Here is an 18,272-nt window from a genome sequence, read left to right as displayed (position 1 = left end):
GTGGGAGCGGGTTCACCCGCGAAGAGGCCTTTCAGTCGAACCGATAAATGTCCATCCCCAACGCCCCCAAGGTAAACCCTTGGTGCACCACCCCGAACTTGCCGCCAGCCCCCAGGGCAAAGAACAGCGGCAGGAAATGCTCATCACTGGGATGGTTACGCACCGCAAACGGCGCCTGCTGCCGATAACCCAGCAACGCTTCCTGGTCATTCGCCCGCAGCTTTTCCACCACCCAATCCCTGAACGCCAGTGCCCAAGGCTCGATCACATCCGGGCCGGCATGCCAGTCCAGTTCGCCCAGGTTGTGGGTAATGCTGCCCGAGCCGATCAGCAGAACGCCCTGGTCGCGCAAACCCGCCAGCGCCTGGCCTACCTTGACCTGCAGCGCCGGCCCCATGTGGCTGGGCAGTGAAACCTGCACCACCGGAATATTCGCATCCGGGTACATCAGCGACAGCGGTACCCAGGCGCCGTGGTCGAATGGCCGCTGCGGGTCTAGGCGGGCTGTCAGTCCGGCAGCCTGCAGCAGTTCACTGACCTGGCCGGCAAGGGTGGGGTCACCCGGCGCCGGGTACTGCACCGCATACAGCGCCGGTGGGAAGCCGTAGAAGTCATGCCAGGTCTCTGGTTGTGCGCTGCCGGTAACCAGCAATTCGCGGCTTTCCCAGTGCGCAGATACCACCACGATCGCTTTCGGCCGGGGCAGGGCGTTGGCAAGCCCTGCCAGCGCAGGCCCGCTGGCGCCGGGTTGCAGGGCAAGCATGGGGGAACCATGGGAAATGAACAGGCTGGGCAGCATGGCGGGGTCCTGACGGTTAAGATGCAATCATCTTCGATCAACTACAGATCGAAATCCAAACCAACTTTTACCGACAAACCATCTAAAAATCAGGAGTGATCATGGAGCCAGCGTTCTGGCAGCAGCGGTGGGCCGACAACCAGATCGGCTTTCACCAGGCGCAGGTGAACCCCTATCTGCAGAGGTACTGGCCAACGCTTGGCCTGGCGCCGGGCAGCCGCGTGCTGGTGCCGTTGTGCGGCAAGAGCCTGGACCTGGCCTGGCTGGCCGGGCAGGGGTATCGCGTGTTGGGCGTAGAGTTGTCGCGGCAAGCGGTGGAGGCATTCTTCCGTGAGCATGGGCTTGAAGCCGAGGTGCAACAGCGCGGGGTTTTCGAAGTTTGGCGCAGTGGTGACGTTGAGCTCTGGTGTGGGGATTTCTTTGCGTTGAAGGTCGAGGATATTGGCGATTGCGCGGGGCTGTATGACCGGGCGGCGTTGATTGCCTTGCCGCCGCAGATGCGTGTGGCTTACATGCAGCTGTTGTCGGGCTTGCTGCCGGCGGGTTGCCAGGGGTTGGTGGTGACTCTGGATTATGACCAGGCTTTGCTGGACGGACCGCCGTTTTCGGTCGGGGATGAAGAGCTGCGGCAGGGGTTTACCGGGTGGCAGGTGGATGAGCTGGAGGCTGTGGAGGTGATTGAGGAAAGCCCGAAGTTTTTGCAGGCCGGGGTATCGAGTTTGTTGGAGCGGGTTTACCGGGTCAGCCGCTGACAGGTGTGTAGCCTGTCCCGGCCCTTTCGCGGGTGAACCCGCTCCCACAGGTACTGCACAACCTCAAGGTGTGTGGTGAACCTGTGGGAGCGGGTTTACCCGCGAAGAGGCCGGCACAGGTGTGCAAAAAAAGGGCGACCGAAGCCGCCCTTTTGTTTTACCGGTTGGATCAACCGCGACGGCGCAGGGCCTCGATACGGTCTTCCAGCGGCGGGTGGCTCATCAGCAGCCCGGCCAGGCCGTGCTTCAGGCCACCATTGATGCCGAAGGCCTTCATGGTGTCGGGCATGTGCACCGGCAGGCCTTGCTCCACGCGCAGGCGCTGCAGCGCACCGATCATCGCCGCGGTACCGGCCAGCTGTGCACCGGCTTCGTCAGCGCGGTATTCGCGGCGGCGCGAGAACCACATCACGATCATGCTGGCCAGAATGCCCAGGATCAGCTCGGCAACGATGGTCGCCACGTAGTAAGCAATGCCCTGGCCTTCTTCGTTCTTGAAGATCACCTTGTCGACGAAGTTGCCGATGATGCGCGCAAAGAACATCACGAAGGTGTTCACCACGCCTTGCACCAGCGCCAGGGTGACCATGTCGCCGTTGGCCACGTGGCCGATCTCGTGGGCCAGCACTGCGCGCACTTCATCGGGCGAGAAACGCTCCAGCAGGCCCTGGGACACGGCGACCAGCGCGTCGTTGCGGTTCCAGCCGGTGGCGAAGGCATTGGCCTCGTACGCCGGGAAGATACCCACCTCGGGCATCTTGATGCCCGCTTCACGGGACAGCTCTTCGACCGTTTGCAGCAGCCACTGCTCGTGGCGGGTGCGCGGCTGGCTGATGATCTGGGTACCGGTGGTCATCTTCGCCATCCACTTGGAGATGAACAGCGAGACGAGGGAGCCGGCAAAGCCGAACACGGCGCAGAACACCAGCAGGCTGCTGAGGTTCAGGTCGACCCCGTTGGCGGCCATGAACCCGTTGAAACCGAACAGGCTCAGGGTAATGCTTGCAACCAGCACCACCGCGAGGTTGGTGGCTACAAACAACAGAATGCGCATCATGGTTGTTACGTTCTCCTGACGGATGAGTTGTCGCTTACTGCGGGGTATATAAGGGGCCGGCCGTGCCGATTCAATCGGGCGACTATTTCAAACTGTGTACGGCGGAGTATGGCAGAGGATGGCGCGGGGGCTGTGGGATAGAGCGTTGCAGGATGTAAGAAACATCCTGTGGGGTTTTTGGGGGCTGCTTTGCAGCCCATTCGCAGCGCAAGGCTGCCCTACAGGTGCATGCGTTCTCCTGTAGGAGCAGCCTTGCGCTGCGAAGAGGCCATCACTTACTGCGAATAACCCTTCAGGAAGTTGCCGATCCGGCCAATCGCCGCCTCCAGGTCATCCACCCGCGGCAAGGTCACCACGCGGAAGTGGTCCGGCCACGGCCAGTTGAACGCAGTACCTTGAACGATCAGCAGCTTTTCCGACAGCAGCAGGTCGAGCACGAACTTCTCGTCGTTGTGGATCGGGCAAACCTTCGGGTCGATCTTCGGGAATGCATACAGCGCACCCATCGGCTTCACGCAGCTAACGCCCGGGATGTCGTTCAGCAACTCGTAGGTGCGGTTGCGCTGCTCCAGCAGGCGGCCGGGTGGCAGCACCAGGTCGTTGATGCTCTGGTAGCCGCCCAGCGCGGTCTGGATGGCATGCTGGGCCGGCACGTTGGCGCACAGGCGCATGTTGGCCAGCATGTCGATGCCTTCGATGTAGCTTTGCGCGTGGTGCTTGGGCCCGGAGATGATCAACCAGCCGGAGCGGAAGCCCGCCACACGGTACGACTTGGACAGGCCGTTGAAGGTCAGGCACAGCAGGTCGGGGGCCAGCGAGGCGGTGCTGATGTGCACGGCTTCGTCGTACAGGATCTTGTCGTAGATCTCGTCGGAGAACACCACCAGGTTGTGCTGGCGGGCCAGTTCCAGCATGCCCAGCAGCAGCTCTTTGGAGTACACCGCGCCGGTCGGGTTGTTCGGGTTGATGATTACCAGGGCCTTGGTGTTCGAGGTGATCTTGGCCTTGATGTCCTCAAGGTCGGGGAACCAGTCGGCCTGCTCGTCGCACAGGTAGTGCACCGGCTTGCCGCCGGCCAGGCTCACGGCGGCGGTCCACAGCGGGTAGTCGGGGGCAGGGATCAGCACTTCATCGCCGTTGTTGAGCAGCGCCTGCATCGACATCACGATCAGCTCGGACACGCCGTTACCCAGGTAGATGTCCTCGATGCCGACGCCTTCGATCTGCTTCTGCTGGCAGTACTGCATCACCGCCTTGCGCGCGCTGAACAGGCCCTTGGAGTCGCTGTATCCCTGAGCGGTGGGCAGGTTGCGGATCACATCCTGGAGGATTTCGTCAGGCGCCTCGAAGCCAAACGGCGCCGGGTTGCCGATGTTCAGCTTGAGGATGCGGTGGCCTTCCTCTTCCAGGCGCTTGGCGTGCTTGAGCACTGGGCCGCGAATGTCGTAGCAGACATTGGCGAGCTTGTTCGATTTGCTGAACTGCATGATGGGATCCCGATTGAGAAAACGCGCTACGCCCCGCCGAAAGGTTTGAAAGGGCAGGAAGCGGGTGCCAGACTGAACGCCTGGCACACGAAGCCAACTAATATACGTGCCACCCGCGCCCCGGAAAAGACGGTGCGCAGTGAAATTCAGCCTGCCGAGGTCCCTACATGCAAAAGATCGAGAAAACCCTGGAACAATGGCGGTCGATGCTCGACCCCGAGCAGTACCAGGTGTGCCGCCTCAAGGGCACCGAGCGGCCGTTCAGCGGCAAGTACAACAGCGAGCGTCGCGACGGCATCTACCATTGCATCTGCTGCGGGCTGCCGCTGTTCGATGCGCAGACCAAGTTCGATTCCGGCTGCGGCTGGCCGAGCTTCTACGCACCCATCGAGGAAAGCGCGATGATCGAGATTCGCGACACCTCCCACGGCATGATCCGCACCGAAGTCACCTGTGCCCGCTGCGATGCGCACCTGGGCCACGTGTTCCCCGATGGCCCGCCACCGACCGGCCTGCGCTACTGCATCAACTCGGTGTGCATCGACCTGCGCCCGCGCGACTGACCGGAGCCCGACCATGGCTGGATCGATACTGGACATCCCCTGCGTGACCCTGGGCGGCGAGCACAAGAAGCTCGGCGACTTCCCTGGCAAGGCGCTGCTGGTGGTCAATACCGCCAGCCAGTGCGGCTTTACCCCGCAGTACAAGGGCCTGGAGCAACTGTGGCAGGCCTACCGCGCACGCGGCCTGGTGGTGCTGGGCTTCCCCTGCAACCAGTTCGGCAAGCAAGAGCCGGGCGATGCACGGGAAATTGCCCAGTTCTGCGAGCGCAATTTCGGTGTGAGCTTCCCGCTGTTCCGCAAGGTCGAGGTCAACGGCCCCGGCAGCCACCCGCTGTTCGTCGAACTCAAGCAGCGCGCCCCGGGCATTCTGGGCAGCCAGAAGATCAAGTGGAATTTCACCAAGTTCCTGGTCGACCCGGCCTCTGGCCAGGTAACGCGCTACGCCCCCACCACCAAGCCGCAGGCCCTGGAAGCGGACATCGAGCGCCTGCTCAGCCGTTGACAGGCACCCAGTGCTCGACCAGCGCCAGCAGCTCTTCACGGCGGAACGGCTTGGCCAGGTAGTCGTTCATGCCGGCTGCCCGGCAGCGCTCGCGCTCTTCGGGCATGGCGTTGGCGGTGAGGGCGACGATTGGCAGGTCGGGCCAGCGACCGCTTTGGCGGATACGCCGGCTGGCCTCGTAGCCGTCCATCACCGGCATGTTGCAGTCCATCAGGACCAGATCGAATTCGTCCTGTTCCAGTAGCTCCAGGGCCTCGGCGCCTTGGGTGGCCAGCTGTACCTGGCAGCCGAGCTTGACCAGCATGCCCTTGGCCACCAGCTGGTTCACCGGGTTGTCCTCCACCAGCAGGATGCGCGCGCGGCCTTGTTCCAGGGTGATGGCTGGGGTCGCCAGCGGGTGTTCGGGCTCATGGCCCTGCAAGGTGCGGCGCAAGGTCTGGTACAGGGCGTTGCGCGCCAGTGGCCGGGCCAGTTGGTGCAGGGGGGCGAGGGCGACCGACTGTTCGCTGGGCAGGAAGTTGCCGTAGGCGGTCACCAGCAAGATAGGTGTTTTCAATGCCGGTCGCAGTTCGAACAGGTGGTCCAGGCTGTCGGTGATCAGCAGGTCGATGGCCGTGGCGTCGAGCCCCGCGCAACTGTCATGGTGCTGGTAGGCTAGGCCCCAGGCGGGCAACAGGTCCTGCAATAGTTCATCGAGGCCGCTACCGGCCGTGCTCAGCGCCGCCACGCGCCCGTGCAACGGTGCCGGCGCAATGGCCTCGGTGTGCACGGCCAGCGGCAGTTCGGCGGTGAAGCGGCTGCCGAAGCCGGGATTGGACTTGATATGCAGGTGGCCCTGCATGGCCTTGCACAGGTTGCGTGTCAGCGCCAGGCCCAGGCCGGTGCCGCCGTACTGGCGGGTGATGCCGGCGCCGGCCTGGGTGAATGGCTGGAAGATCCGTGCCTGGGCTTCTTCGGGGATGCCGATGCCAGTGTCGCGCACTTCCAGGCGCACACCGCCGACGATGGTCGACAGGCGCACATCCACGCGGCCGAAGCGGGTGAACTTGAGGGCGTTGGACAGCAGGTTGCTGACGATCTGCCGTACCCGCGTGGGGTCGCCAAGCACGCTGCTGGGGAAGTCGCGGGCGATCAGGCAGGTCAGCTCCACGCTTTGCGCGGTGTTCTGCGACAGCAGGTTGGCAGTGTCCTCGACCATCGAGCCCATGTCGAACGGAATGCGCTCCAGCTCCAGTTGGCCTGCATCGAACTTGGACAGGTCGAGAATATCGTTGAGCAACTCCACCAGCACCTTGCCCGAGTCATGGGCAATCGCCAGTTGCTGGCGTTGCTCGCTGGGCAGCGGGCTGTCCAGGGCGAGGGCGATCATGCCGAGCATGCCGTTGAGCGGGGTGCGGATTTCGTGGCTCATGTTGGCGAGGAAGGCGGCGCGTGCCTGGGCCATGTCCAGCGCCCGGCGGCGGGCTTCTTCCAGCTCCTGGTTGGACTGGCTCAGGCTGCTGTTGCTGGCCTTCAGCTCGTTGGTGCGTGCCGAGACGATATCTTCCAGCTCGTTGAGGTACTGGGTCAGGCGGTTTTCCGCGGTGCGCCGCTGATCGATCTCGGTGGCCATGCTGACGAACTGCTGGTTGGCGACCCTTACCAGTACGCCGATTTCGTCATGTTCATGTCCGGGTGGGCATTGCAGGCGGGTTTGCGTGGGTTTGCGCGGGTCGCTGCCGCTGAGCGCGCCAATTACCGTCACCAGCGGCTTGGTCAGCATCATGTAGAACAGCGCCAGGAGGATGCCGGTCAGCACCAGGCTACGGGCGAAGCCGTTGAGCAGGGTGATCCCGGCGCGGTCGAGAAAGCGGCTGCCGAAGGCGTAGGTGTCCACCTCCAGGTAGAGGGTGCCGAGGTTTTCCTCGGGCATGTGGGTCAGATACAGGCGTTCCTTGAACTGGCGCTGATCGCCGAACAGGAAGTCGCTGAGTGGCCGGTAGCGGTCCTCCAGGCGCGGCCGTTCGACGTCGGCCAGTACCGTTTCGTTGTTGTCGATCAGCCGCGCACGGATGATGGCCGGCGACTCCAGCAGGCCGCGAGTCAGCTCCAGCGCCAGTTCCGAGTCGATGTTGTAGGCGATGCGCGAGGCCGGGTTGTGGCTGATTTGCAGCAAGGCGCGTACTTCACGGTTGATGGACGCGTCTTCGCTGGCATAATCGATGCCGATCTGGATGAGACTGAGCAATGTTCCCAGGATGAAGCCGACCAGGACTGTCAACCGGGCTTGCTTGTATGACAGGCGATTGGTGAACTTGATATCCATGTGTCCCGAGCCGGTTTCACGTCCCTTGCGCTGCGCAAGCATAGCCGAATAGCCCCGGCTGCTGGTGGGTCTGTCACACATTCAGCCTTGATTGCTCTACTGGCTGTGCCGGCCTCTTCGCGGCTAAAGCCGCTCCCACAGGTACATCACAGGTCTCAAGGGCGGTGATAAACCTGTGGGAGCGGCTTTAGCCGCGAAGAGGCCGGCACAGCAGCCCCGAATCTGAATTTGCAGGAGCCCTGATGGACGCTCGCTTGATTGCTTTCCTGGACCGCGCCGAATCGGTACTGGCCCGCCTCGAACCCCTGTTGCCGGCCCAGCGCCCGAACATCGACTGGGCCACCACCCTGGCCGCGCGCTGGCAGCGTGATGGCCGCAGCGGCTACCTGCTGCCGCTGGAAGTCAGCCTGGACATTCGCCTGAGCGACCTGATCGGTGTCGACCAGCAGCGTGACCAGCTGGGCCGCAACACCCATCAGTTCATCAACGGCATGCCAGCCAACCATGCACTGCTGTGGGGCTCGCGTGGCACCGGCAAGTCGTCGCTGGTACGTGCCTTGCTGGCCGAGCACGCCGGTGCCGGCCTGCGCCTGATCGAAATCGAACGTGATCACCTGGCCGACCTGCCGCGTGTAGTCGAGCAGCTGCAGAAGCTGCCGCAGCGCTTCATCCTGTTCTGCGACGACCTGTCGTTCGAAGCCGGGGAGGGCGACTACCGGGTGCTCAAGAGCGTGCTAGACGGCTCGCTCGAGCAGGCTCCCGAAAATGTGCTGCTGTACGCCACCTCCAACCGCCGCCACCTGGTGCCGGAAAAGGAGAGCGACAACGAGAACTGGAAGCGCGTGGACGGCGAGCTGCACCCCAGTGAAGCGGTGGAGGACAAGATTGCCCTGTCCGACCGTTTTGGCCTGTGGCTGTCGTTCTACCCCTTCACCCAGGAACACTTCCTGAACGTGGTCGAGCACTGGATCGGCCAGCTCGCGCAAACTGCCGGCCTGGCCTGGCAGCGCAGCGAAGAACTCGACATCCTCGCCGTGCGCTGGGCCACCGGCCGCGGTAACCGTAATGGCCGTTGTGCCTATCAGTTCGCCCGCTACTGGGTCGGGCTGCAATTGCTGGAGCAAAAGTAAATGATCGACCTCAATGCCAGTGGCGCCGGCCTCGACGGCTACAACCTGCTGGCGGCGCAAGTGCAGGCGCTGTTTGCCGACGAGCGTGACTTCATCGCCAATGCCGCGCAGTTTTCGGCGTTCCTCTATAACCAGGTGGATGACCTGAACTGGGCGGGGTTCTACCTCAACCGCAACGAAGAACTGGTGCTGGGCCCGTTCCAGGGCCAGGTGGCATGCGTGCGCATCCCGTTCAGCAAAGGCGTGTGCGGGGCGGCAGCGGCCACCCGGCAGACCCAGCGGGTAGAGGACGTGCATGCGTTTCCGGGGCACATTGCCTGTGACAGCGCGTCCAACAGCGAGTTGGTGATCCCGCTGGTGAAGGAGGGCAGGCTGATTGGTGTGCTGGATCTGGACAGCCCCAAGCTTGGGCGCTTCAGTGAGGCGGATCAGGTGGGGCTGGAGCGGTTGGCGGCGATTTTTCTGGAGTTGACCGACTGTTGATATCTGTTGCCTGTACCGGCCTCTTCGCGGCTAAAGCCGCTCCTACAAGGATCGCACCAAGCCTGAGGGCGAGGCGGTCCCTGTGGGAGCGGCTTTAGCCGCGAAGAGGCCGGTAAAGGTTAAAGCATCAGTCGTACATCACCTTCTTCTTCCAGGTCTCTTCCTCATCGGTCTTGAGCCCCTGGGTCAGTTCATTCTGCTCGTCCTCCGCCGGGGCCATTCGGTCCAGCACCTGGGCATTGGCCCGGGCCAGCAGCTTCTCCAGGTACGTCAGCTGCTCTTCATACACCTTCGGTTCCGGCTGCTTGCGCAGGTACTGCACGCCGCGCTCGAAGGCCAGGCGCGCCTGGCCTGGCTGGTTTTTCTGCAGGGCCTGCTGGCCGAGGTTGTTGAAGAACTCGATATGCAGCAGCACCAGGATATGGCGGATTTCCTTGATCCATTGCTTGGCCTCGGGCGTGGGCAGGAAGCCCTCCTGGGCGGCGCGGGTCACCTGGTTGTGCAACGCTTCCAGCAGGAAGCGCACATCCTTGGCCTTGATCTCGGTCTGGATAGGGTTGGGCGGGTTGTTTACCGGGATTTGCGCACCCAGGGCAATCAGCCTCTCCAGTTCGGCGATGCGCGCCTTGATCTCGGCATTGTGCTTGTCCATCGCCAGTTGACGCTGGTTGAGGTTGAGCTCCAGGCGGGTCAGCAGCAACTTCAGGGCCGGGGTCATGAACTGGCCGGGGAAGGTCTCGGTGATTTCGCCACAGCGGCGCAGGCGGTCGGCCAGCTCGACCTTCATCCGGGCGCGTTCGAGCTTACCGTTCTCGACCACATTGTTTAGGTAGCCGATCATGATCAGCAACGCGATACCCGCCACGATGAGCAGGGTGATCAGAAGTGGTGTCACCGTTAATGCCTCATTGAAGAAGAATTACAGCTTTGAGTGTAGTGAGTTTGCCGGGGGGCGAATAGCGGCTTTAGCCGCGAAAGGGCCGGCACAGGATTGCTTCTCTCTATATCGGCAACCCATCCCGCATCTGCACCCCAACCCACCCGGAAGTCATTGATTTAAATAAATTTCTACAAAGGGGTTGACGCCTGTCCGAACCATCCATAGAATGCGCGCCACTTGCAGCGTAAAGCACACAGCGAAACGCGGCAGGGAGTGAAAGCAGGCAGTAATGCCAGCAGCGTGTCCCCTTCGTCTAGTGGCCTAGGACACCGCCCTTTCACGGCGGTAACAGGGGTTCGAGTCCCCTAGGGGACGCCAAATTGCGGGAATAGCTCAGTTGGTAGAGCACGACCTTGCCAAGGTCGGGGTCGCGAGTTCGAGTCTCGTTTCCCGCTCCAGTTTCTCCGGCAACGCTTAATGGCGGGGCGGGAAAAGAAAATCCAGGCTGAATCGTGAGGTTCGAACCTGGTGCACTGAAAAGTGTCGTGTGTCCCCTTCGTCTAGTGGCCTAGGACACCGCCCTTTCACGGCGGTAACAGGGGTTCGAGTCCCCTAGGGGACGCCATTTGCGGGAATAGCTCAGTTGGTAGAGCACGACCTTGCCAAGGTCGGGGTCGCGAGTTCGAGTCTCGTTTCCCGCTCCAGTTTAAATACTGTGGCGTCTATGCGGTGCAGTGGTGGTGAAGGTCTTCAAGGCGCTTCACGCCGATAGCGGTAAGGTTTCACAATGCGGGAATAGCTCAGTTGGTAGAGCACGACCTTGCCAAGGTCGGGGTCGCGAGTTCGAGTCTCGTTTCCCGCTCCAAATCGAAGAACGAAGAAAGGGACGCAAGTCCCTTTCTTCGTTTTTGTCGTTTGCTTTTCTTCGCCATCCAGACCGCAGGGTATTAGCCCTGCGGTCTTTTTTTTGCCTGTCATTTGTAGCTTACGGTAAAGCTCAGTGCTCCCTCGGCCGAACCTGGCTTCACTATCGGCGAGCTCTGGTAGTAGCGGGCGTAAAAGTCCAGGCGGGTGATGCCGATTTCCACGGGCTTCATGCGCACTTCCGCTTGCAGGGGCATGGGGTTGCTTGTGTCGCCGCGCAGCAACTGGATTTCGACCCCGTCGGCATGGGTGTCGCCATCAGTTTGAACGAGCGCATGCAACTGCATGCCGATTTCGATTACGCCAACGGAGAAAAGATCGAGCAGCCGTGGGGGGCTAATGTCGGGTTCCGGTACAACTGGTGATCACTAAGGAGAAGGAAGGCCTCGGCCTTCCTTTTTTGTGGGTCGGATTCAAAGAGGATGGTGATATGTACATCAAACCCGCGGGCTTTCTGTTCTGGCTGCAAAAGAAGTTAGCGAGCCTGTTTCGCAAGCGCCTGCTCGACCCTCCTTCTGCGCCGGCGGCGCTCGCGAACATCCCTGAGGGTGAGCTGAATTTGTTGCCGGTTGCGGCCCTTGGCCGGCCGTTGAGGATCGAAGTGCCCATCTGGCAAGAGTCCAACCCGATGCCTGGTCTTCCAGAGGTATTGACGCTGTACTGGAACGGAGTGGCGGTTGGTGAGCCAAAGCGTTGGGAGGATAAGATACCCGAGGACGAGCTTTTCGTGGAAGCCCCTGTAGCAGTGCTGCTGCACGGCACCCAGGAAGTCACTTATGAAGTGTATGGGTTCAATGGTGTTATCACACACTCCAGTCCGCTGACCCTTACGATTGATACTGTCCCCCCGGTACTCGGCGGCGATGAGGGGCTTTTGCTGTTTGATGAGGAAGTCGGACGCGAGGGGGTGACGGCACGCTATCTGGAAAAGCATGAAGATCGCTTACTCGCTGAGCTACCTGTTTACCAGAAGGCTGCGGTAGGCGATGTAATTATCTACTACTGGGACGATCGCCCCTTTGCCAATGACAAGCTTGGCGAATATACGATTACCAGGCAGGACACTTCTCAGCCGATTTTCCTGTCGATCGAAGGCGACGATATAAGATCGCGAGGCGATGGTGAGCGCTATGTCCACTATCAGATACGTGACCGCGCGGGCAATCTCAGCGCCCGGTCCAGGCCTGTGCCGTTGCAGATAGCTGCCGCTCCAATTCCCCGGACCTTGCCTTGGCTTGAAATACCCCAGGCAACAGGCTCTGGAGAAGCGTTGTCGTTGCAGTTGAATGACTACCGGCCTCCGATGGTGGTCATCGTTCCCGAAGAGGCCGTGATTTATCCGGAGGAGCGGGTGACCGTCATTTGGGGAGAGCCAGGTGATGCGGGTTATTTCACAACATCCGAAGTGTTGCCGGGTACAGATAAACGGTTCTTGATCCCTGAGAAGAATTTGCTGGCTTACAGTAACCAGGTACTCAAGGTTTCATACAAGGTTGATGACGGCATCGATGAGTTTCCCTCCACCCCGCGCAATCTGAAAGTCACGGCTCTCACAGAAAAACTGCCTCTTATCGAACTGATAGGTGCCACCAGCGATGGCTTCAGTCTGGCAAGTGCACCGGCCAGGGTGCCCGTACAGCTGGCTCCGTGGCGATTGATTGCGGTTGGGCAGCGCATCAGTATCTGGGTGACGGGGGTGTTGCAGAGCGGTGCCGAGGCTGGACCGCATCATGTCCTGACCGCGCATGCCATAAACGAAATGCAGGTGCGTCAGGGCGTTGGGGCAAACCAGGACGTCACCGTGCCGAAGACGTTTCTCGCCACCCTCAAACGTGACGCCCAGTTCACCCTGCATGTGCAGGTGAGTTTCGATGACGGGGCGCATTGGGTCGACTTCCCGGAATATCACCCTGTGCTGAAAGCCTGATCAGGCTCATGAGCGCCTTGCCGGGCTGGACATTGCTGGCGTTATGGCTCCGTAGTCATTGATGGTGGTGAAATCGACCTTCAGGTTGCCCTGGGCTGGCAGTGTTTTCAGCGGATAGGTTTGCCTGCCCAACGGGATGGCCATCTTCCTGGCATCGATTTTTTCGCTGCCCTTTGGGGTGATGAAGGTCAGCTGGTTGAAGGTGAAGTAGTAGGGAGTAGGGTTGTCCACCACCAGGTGCGGCTTGCCGTCTATGGATTGCACGGACCAAGTGAGGTTTTTTAGATGATCCTGTGGGCGACCCTTTAGCTGGCTGGGGCGGAAGAAAACCTTGATGCGTGTGCGCAGGGCGATGTTCAGCACATTGTCAGGTTTATCGTTGGCTTGCGGGATTTCCTGCAGGTTGAAGAAGAACAGTGACTCGCGGTCTTTTGGCAAGTCATTCGGCAGGCGGTTGAGCTGCACGGTCTGCTCGCTGCCCGGGTCGATGCGGAATAGCGCTGGCGAGGCAATCAAGGGGACCGCAGTGGTGCTGTCATCGGCTTCAGTATAGATCCAGGCTTGTGCGGCATAGGCCCGGTTGCTTGGGTTGGCCACGACGATGCTGGTGCTTTGTCGGTCACTGGGTTGGATGATACGGGTGGAGCTGATGGTCAGGGCGGCATTGGCGCTGAAGGGGGCGAGCAGGAGCATGCAGATGGCCAGGGCATAGGCCGAGGTCAGGTTGAACTTGCTTGAAGTCGGATGGCGCATGGGGAGTCTCTACAGGGGGCGTTGCGTGTGCCCCAGGCCCTGATCGAGCCTGGGGGCTTGTTGCTACTTGAGCGCGAACGTGTATTCGACCAGGACGTTTGCGTGGCCAGGCTCTACGGTCTTGTCGGTGGACTCGTAGTGTGCAAAGAAGTCCATCTCCGAGGGCAGGGTATCGTCGAGCGGATATGCGATGGATTCCTTATTGGGCTCCACATAGTTTTGTGCTCTATCCAGGATGGCAAGCGCTATTCCTTTCGCGGCATCCGGGTCGATTTTGTCAAGGCCATATAGCTTTGTACCTGCTGTATCGTAAACGGGCTTGTACGTGACATAGCCATCTTGACCGCCGATTATACAGCCGGCACCTGGAGTGACCTTCAAGGCGAAACGAATCAGCTTGGACTTGCTACCTGTAGCTGGGAAGTCCTCCGCTCGTAGGCTGCCCATTTCAAGCCTGGGGATGCTGGTTCCGGTTCCTGGGATCACCAGGTCGATAGGGCAGGTACCACCGGGTTTGATCGAGCCGGCGAAGGTGATCGTGCCTGTATCTGCAAATGCTGTGCTGCTTGCCAGGCCAAAGGCGATGGCGAGAAGGGTTTTTTTCATTTTCTGATCCTGGGGGCGAAAAAACGGGCCGAACAGGCAAAAACTGTTCGGCGTGCAGGATAGAAAGGGGGGCGGGGTGAAGCTGTAGGCGAAGTCTACCTTTGGTGAGGTAATTGGAGACATTGCAAGGCACGCTCGCAAGCGTGCGGTGTGCTGTGCATATCAGTGCTGGGTATTGTCGCCTTGAGCTTGGCTCAACAGACGCTTCTGCTGGTGCCAGTCGAACGCTTCGCCGCTCTGCTCGGCTTCGTAACGGCGTTCTTCCAGTTGCTGGTACAGCTCCAGCTCTTCGTCTGGCATGTAGTGCAGGCAGTCCCCCCCGAAGAACCACAGCAGGTCGCGTGGCACCAGATGGGCGATTTGCGGGTAGCGCTGGATCACCTGGCAGATCAGGTCCTGGCCCAGGTACTGGCTTTCCAGCGGGTCTTGCGGCAGCAGGGTCAGCAATTCGTCGAAACGTTCGAGAAACAGGGTGTGGCTTTCCTCCGGTACCTGCTCGGCTTCACCCAGAGCCACCAGAATGGTACGCAGGTGGTTCAGCAGTTGGAGGTGGTATTCCTGGTGGGGGTTGGCCATGGGGCGGTCCTCGGGGCGGTTGAAACGGGGGCGGAGTATACGCCGGTTAAGGGCGGGTTGGGGAAGGTGGTGGCTGCTCCGCCCCATTGCGCCTTGTGATTACCCGATGCGACATGGTCGGCAAGCACCGCGTGCGAACCATGGACCTGTCAATTCTGCCAGGTGCGCACGCACGGGTGTTGATCTAGATTCAAGCCCACGCAGCGACACTGCACCGTTACTGGCGGTGATAGGTGTTCACGGCACTCAATCTTCCACACGAGGTGCGTATCATGGTAAAGGACAACACCCCGGCACAGAACGGTGCCATCATCTTCTGGCACGAGACCGGCGTCAGCCATGGCATGCCTTTGCCAGCAGAGGGCAGTGGCGAAAGGGCCAATAAGACGGTTGATGCGAGTAACAGCAAGATTGCGATGAGTGACATCCCTTCTGCCTCGACCATTACGTTGAAGTACAGAAAGGCCCCAGACGATTGGGTTGTGCACTCATCCATCACATTCTTGACCACTCACAGGCCCGCGTCGCTCGACCGGACCGAATACAGCTATCTGCTGGGAACCTATTCCGTTGGCGACTTCGTCAGCGAAGGCCTGGGCCTGAAGGTGATTGCCAAAACGGGCTCAGCTCTCCTCCAGGCTGATATGAAAGCGAACCATCAAATAGATTGTGAAGTTCAGCTTTCCAAGTTCCCACCCAGTGCCTGAGCGGCCCTCAGGCACACGCGCTGTATTACGTGTTGCCAAGGTGTGGGACATTTCCCAAGAGACGGGGCCGCTTTGCGCCCCGTCGAAACACAAGACCGCTTGTACTCCAAAATCGCGTCTGGCAATCAGCAGGTCAACGTACCTTGCCCTGCCCCAGTAGCAACTGCGTTTTGTCGAAGGCGTCCACGCCGATGACCGTGCGGCGGGCTTGCTCGGTTTCACGCAACCGTTGCCCCTCGTTCGGCTGCAGTGCGCCATGCTCGACTGCCGCATCGATCAGAGACTGCCCGGGTGCTGGCTGCAGCTTGCCCTCCTTGATCGCCTCATGAAGCACCTTGTGCAGTGGCACGGTTTCATCCAGCAAGTCGCAAGCCCGTTGCAGCGCTGCCACCGGGTCGCCCTCGCCTTGCGGCCTGAAGCAGCCAGCAAGGAGCTCTTCCAGCGCCGGGTCGCCCTTGCTGCGGCCGATCAGCGCCGCCACCTCTGCATCCAGTTCATCGCTCGGCCCGGTGTGGCGACGGCCGAAGGGGAACACCAGCACGCGCAACGCACAGCCGGCAAAGCGGTTGGGGAAGTTGTCGAGCAACCGGTCCAGGGCTGTTTCCGCCTGGCCCAGGCTCTCTTCCATCGCCCAGCGCAGCAAGGGCTGCATGTGTTCCGGTGAGCCCAGGTCGTGATAGCGCTTGAGCGCAGCGCTGGCCAGGTACAGGTAACTCAGCACATCCCCCAGCCTTGCACTCAGCCGCTCGCGGCGTTTCAGCGCGCCGCCCAGCAGCATCATCGACAGGTCAGCCAGCAGGGCGAAGGCTGCTGCCTGGCGGTTGAGTGCACGGAAGTAACCTTGGCTCAGAGCATCGCCGGGCACGGGTTCCAGTCGCCCCAGCCCCAGGCTGAGTATCAGTGTGCTGGCCGCATTGCCGGCGGCGAACATGATGTGTTTCATCAGCAGGTCATCGAATTCCCTCAATGCCTGATCGCGGTCCTCGCGCCCGGCCAGGGCCATTTCCTTGAGCACGAACGGATGGCAGCGGATGGCGCCCTGGCCGAAGATCATCAGGTTGCGCGAAAGGATGTTTGCCCCCTCGACGGTGATGAAGATCGGCGCGCCTTGCCAGTTGCGCCCCAGGTAGTTGTTCGGCCCCATGATGATGGCCTTGCCGCCATGCACGTCCATGGCGTGCTGGATGCATTCGCGGCCGCGCTCGGTCAGATGGTACTTGAGGATCGCCGACAGCACCGAGGGCTTCTCGCCCAGGTCCACGGCCTTGGCGGTCAGCAACCGCGCGCTGTCCATCAGCCAGGCATTGCCGCCGATGCGTGCCAGCGACTCCTGGATGCCTTCGAATGCAGCCAGGGGGACATTGAACTGTTCGCGGATGTTGGCGTACTGGCCGGTGACCAGACTGGTGTATTTGGCTGCGCCAGTGCCCACGGCCGGCAGGGAGATGGAGCGGCCTACCGACAGGCAGTTCATCAGCATCATCCAGCCCTTGCCGAGCATGGCCTGGCCACCGATGAGGAAATCCAGCGGCACGAATACGTCCTTGCCGCTGTTGGGGCCGTTCATGAACGCGGCGCCCAGTGGCAGGTGGCGTTTGCCGATTTCGACGCCGGGCGTGTCGGTAGGGATCAGCGCCAGGCTGATACCCAGTTCTTCCTGCTCGCCCAACAGGTGGTCCGGGTCGTAGGCCTTGAACGCCAGGCCTAGCAGGGTGGCGACGGGCCCGAGGGTAATGTAGCGCTTTTCCCAGTTCAGGCGCAGGCCGATGACCTCTCCGCCGTTCCATTGCCCTTTGCAGACCACGCCGGTGTCAGGCATGGCGCCTGCGTCGGAGCCGGCCAGCGGGCCGGTGAGGGCGAAGCAGGGTATTTCATCGCCACGCGCCAGGCGTGGCAGGTAGTGGTTGCGTTGTTCGTCAGTGCCGTAATGCAACAGCAGCTCGGCCGGGCCGAGCGAGTTGGGCACCATCACGGTAGAAGCCAGGTCGCCGCTGCGGGTGGCCAGTTTCATCGCCACCTGGGAGTGGGCGTAGGCTGAAAAGCCCTTGCCGCCATATTCCTTGGGGATGATCAGGGCGAAGAACCCATTCTGCTTGATATGCGCCCAGGCTTCGGGCGGCAGGTCCATGTCCTGGCCGATCTGCCAGTCGCTGACCATGGCGCACAGTTGTTCCGTCGGGCCGTCGATGAATGCCTGTTCTTCTTCGGTCAGCTGTGGAGCCGGGTAGGCGAGCAGGGTGCGCCAATCGGGACGGCCGCTGAACAGTTCGCCGTCCCACCACACAGTGCCGGCGTCGATCGCCTCGCGCTCGGTTTGCGACATCGGCGGCAGGGTGCGCTGGAACCACTTGAACACCGGACCGGTGAATACCTTGCGGCGCCATTCCGGCAGCGCCACCAGGGCGACTTTCAGGGCCAGCACTATCCAGATCAGGGTCAGCAGCCAGCCGGGAGCACTGCTGAAAATGCCCATCAGCAGTACATAAGCCGCCATGATGCCAAGAATCTGCAAGGGCGCCAGGCGCCGGTGCGTGAGGTACGCCGCGCCGATCACCAGCACTACCAACCACAACAGCAACATAATCGGTCCTCCTTGGAACCAGGGGTAAGCCGTCCCAGACAGCTTAGACGCATCGCTGAGAACGGCCGGGTCAGAACAGTGACAGGGTATGGCGGTGGGAGTTTCAGTCCGGTGTTTGTCTGTACCGGCCTCTTCGCGGGTGAACCCGCTCCCACAGGTACTGCATCACTCTCAGGTCTGGCGCAGAACCCTGTAGGAGCGGGTTTACCCGCGAAGAGGCCGGTACAGGCGACGAAAGTC

The 18,272-nt window shown here is 61.3% G+C and carries 18 protein-coding genes and 5 tRNA genes; 13 read left to right on the top strand and 10 right to left on the bottom strand.

Annotated elements, in window-relative coordinates; genetic code table 11:
* Positions 1–31 precede the first annotated feature (31 nt).
* A complete protein-coding gene (locus WM94_RS25115) occupies positions 32–799 on the bottom strand; it encodes a class III extradiol ring-cleavage dioxygenase (protein ID WP_061552374.1) in 768 nt (255 codons plus the stop codon).
* Positions 800–900: 101 nt separating this feature from the next.
* Between WM94_RS25115 and WM94_RS25110 the strand changes: the two genes are divergently transcribed.
* Positions 901–1,551: a thiopurine S-methyltransferase gene (locus tag WM94_RS25110; RefSeq protein ID WP_031324442.1), complete on the top strand. Its 651-nt coding sequence runs from the start codon at positions 901–903 to the stop codon at positions 1,549–1,551.
* Positions 1,552–1,720: 169 nt separating this feature from the next.
* On the opposite strand, the gene htpX is transcribed toward WM94_RS25110, so the two are convergent.
* Together htpX and WM94_RS25100 are read right to left on the bottom strand one after the other, a co-directional pair.
* Positions 1,721–2,608, bottom strand: coding sequence for a protease HtpX (gene htpX, locus WM94_RS25105; protein ID WP_003259721.1), 888 nt, complete (start codon positions 2,606–2,608; stop codon positions 1,721–1,723).
* A gap of 275 nt (positions 2,609–2,883) precedes the next feature.
* On the bottom strand, positions 2,884–4,095 hold the full coding sequence (locus WM94_RS25100; RefSeq protein WP_061552373.1) for a pyridoxal phosphate-dependent aminotransferase: 1,212 nt from the start codon (positions 4,093–4,095) through the stop codon (positions 2,884–2,886).
* 167 nt (positions 4,096–4,262) lie between these two features.
* On the opposite strand from WM94_RS25100, the gene msrB reads away from it, so the two are divergent.
* Positions 4,263–4,658, top strand: coding sequence for a peptide-methionine (R)-S-oxide reductase MsrB (msrB, locus tag WM94_RS25095; RefSeq protein ID WP_015269381.1), 396 nt, complete (start codon positions 4,263–4,265; stop codon positions 4,656–4,658).
* Positions 4,659–4,671: 13 nt separating this feature from the next.
* Positions 4,672–5,160: a glutathione peroxidase gene (locus WM94_RS25090; protein WP_015269382.1), complete on the top strand. Its 489-nt coding sequence runs from the start codon at positions 4,672–4,674 to the stop codon at positions 5,158–5,160.
* On the opposite strand, the gene WM94_RS25085 is transcribed toward WM94_RS25090, so the two are convergent.
* The gene (locus tag WM94_RS25085; RefSeq protein WP_061552372.1) at positions 5,150–7,507 is read right to left on the bottom strand and encodes an ATP-binding protein; all 2,358 of its coding nucleotides are present in this window, start codon (positions 7,505–7,507) and stop codon (positions 5,150–5,152) included. The genes WM94_RS25090 and WM94_RS25085 overlap by 11 nt on opposite strands.
* A 200-nt stretch (positions 7,508–7,707) precedes the next feature.
* On the opposite strand from WM94_RS25085, the gene WM94_RS25080 reads away from it, so the two are divergent.
* Both WM94_RS25080 and WM94_RS25075 read left to right on the top strand, forming a co-directional pair.
* A complete protein-coding gene (locus tag WM94_RS25080) occupies positions 7,708–8,595 on the top strand; it encodes an ATP-binding protein (RefSeq protein WP_061552371.1) in 888 nt (295 codons plus the stop codon).
* Positions 8,596–9,078, top strand: coding sequence for a GAF domain-containing protein (locus tag WM94_RS25075; protein WP_003260813.1), 483 nt, complete (start codon positions 8,596–8,598; stop codon positions 9,076–9,078).
* A 127-nt stretch (positions 9,079–9,205) separates the two neighbouring features.
* On the opposite strand, the gene WM94_RS25070 is transcribed toward WM94_RS25075, so the two are convergent.
* Positions 9,206–9,973: a hypothetical protein gene (locus tag WM94_RS25070; RefSeq protein WP_061552370.1), complete on the bottom strand. Its 768-nt coding sequence runs from the start codon at positions 9,971–9,973 to the stop codon at positions 9,206–9,208.
* Positions 9,974–10,260: 287 nt separating this feature from the next.
* Between WM94_RS25070 and WM94_RS25065 the strand changes: the two genes are divergently transcribed.
* The 5 genes from WM94_RS25065 to WM94_RS25045 all read left to right on the top strand — a co-directional run bounded on the left by WM94_RS25065 (position 10,261) and on the right by WM94_RS25045 (position 10,823).
* Positions 10,261–10,336, top strand: a tRNA-Glu gene (locus tag WM94_RS25065).
* 4 nt (positions 10,337–10,340) lie between these two features.
* Positions 10,341–10,416 (top strand) — tRNA-Gly (locus tag WM94_RS25060).
* Positions 10,417–10,507: 91 nt separating this feature from the next.
* Positions 10,508–10,583 (top strand) — tRNA-Glu (locus WM94_RS25055).
* 3 nt (positions 10,584–10,586) lie between these two features.
* Positions 10,587–10,662, top strand: a tRNA-Gly gene (locus WM94_RS25050).
* Positions 10,663–10,747: 85 nt separating this feature from the next.
* Positions 10,748–10,823 (top strand) — tRNA-Gly (locus WM94_RS25045).
* Between the two features lie 109 nt (positions 10,824–10,932).
* Here WM94_RS25045 and WM94_RS25040 read toward each other — a convergent pair.
* On the bottom strand, positions 10,933–11,169 hold the full coding sequence (locus WM94_RS25040; protein ID WP_061552369.1) for a fimbrial protein: 237 nt from the start codon (positions 11,167–11,169) through the stop codon (positions 10,933–10,935).
* On the opposite strand from WM94_RS25040, the gene WM94_RS31240 reads away from it, so the two are divergent.
* A complete protein-coding gene (locus tag WM94_RS31240; protein ID WP_156486010.1) occupies positions 11,128–11,247 on the top strand; it encodes an autotransporter outer membrane beta-barrel domain-containing protein in 120 nt (39 codons plus the stop codon). The two genes, WM94_RS25040 and WM94_RS31240, sit on opposite strands and share 42 nt — an antisense overlap.
* Positions 11,244–12,809: a hypothetical protein gene (locus WM94_RS25035; RefSeq protein ID WP_256207052.1), complete on the top strand. Its 1,566-nt coding sequence runs from the start codon at positions 11,244–11,246 to the stop codon at positions 12,807–12,809. The genes WM94_RS31240 and WM94_RS25035 overlap by 4 nt, the downstream gene beginning before the upstream one ends.
* A gap of 6 nt (positions 12,810–12,815) precedes the next feature.
* Here WM94_RS25035 and WM94_RS25030 read toward each other — a convergent pair whose 3' ends face one another.
* From WM94_RS25030 to WM94_RS25020, 3 genes are all read right to left on the bottom strand, one after another.
* The gene (locus WM94_RS25030; RefSeq protein WP_082810643.1) at positions 12,816–13,562 is read right to left on the bottom strand and encodes a molecular chaperone; all 747 of its coding nucleotides are present in this window, start codon (positions 13,560–13,562) and stop codon (positions 12,816–12,818) included.
* A 63-nt stretch (positions 13,563–13,625) separates the two neighbouring features.
* Complete coding sequence (locus tag WM94_RS25025) at positions 13,626–14,168, bottom strand: fimbrial protein (RefSeq protein ID WP_061552368.1); 543 nt, start codon at positions 14,166–14,168, stop codon at positions 13,626–13,628.
* Between the two features lie 162 nt (positions 14,169–14,330).
* Complete coding sequence (locus tag WM94_RS25020; RefSeq protein WP_061552367.1) at positions 14,331–14,744, bottom strand: PA2817 family protein; 414 nt, start codon at positions 14,742–14,744, stop codon at positions 14,331–14,333.
* A 272-nt stretch (positions 14,745–15,016) separates the two neighbouring features.
* On the opposite strand from WM94_RS25020, the gene WM94_RS25015 reads away from it, so the two are divergent.
* Positions 15,017–15,451 carry a hypothetical protein gene (locus WM94_RS25015; protein WP_061552366.1) on the top strand — a complete coding sequence of 145 codons (435 nt, stop codon included), beginning with the start codon at positions 15,017–15,019 and terminating at the stop codon, positions 15,449–15,451.
* Between the two features lie 133 nt (positions 15,452–15,584).
* On the opposite strand, the gene WM94_RS25010 is transcribed toward WM94_RS25015, so the two are convergent.
* The gene (locus WM94_RS25010) at positions 15,585–18,032 is read right to left on the bottom strand and encodes an acyl-CoA dehydrogenase (protein WP_061552365.1); all 2,448 of its coding nucleotides are present in this window, start codon (positions 18,030–18,032) and stop codon (positions 15,585–15,587) included.
* Positions 18,033–18,272 lie beyond the last annotated feature (240 nt).

The sequence above is a fragment of the Pseudomonas sp. ABFPK genome, assembly GCF_001586765.1.
GTDB classification, from domain to species: domain Bacteria; phylum Pseudomonadota; class Gammaproteobacteria; order Pseudomonadales; family Pseudomonadaceae; genus Aquipseudomonas; species Aquipseudomonas asiatica.
Note: the sequence above shows the minus strand (reverse complement) of the source record. Positions and strands in the feature narration are given on the sequence as shown.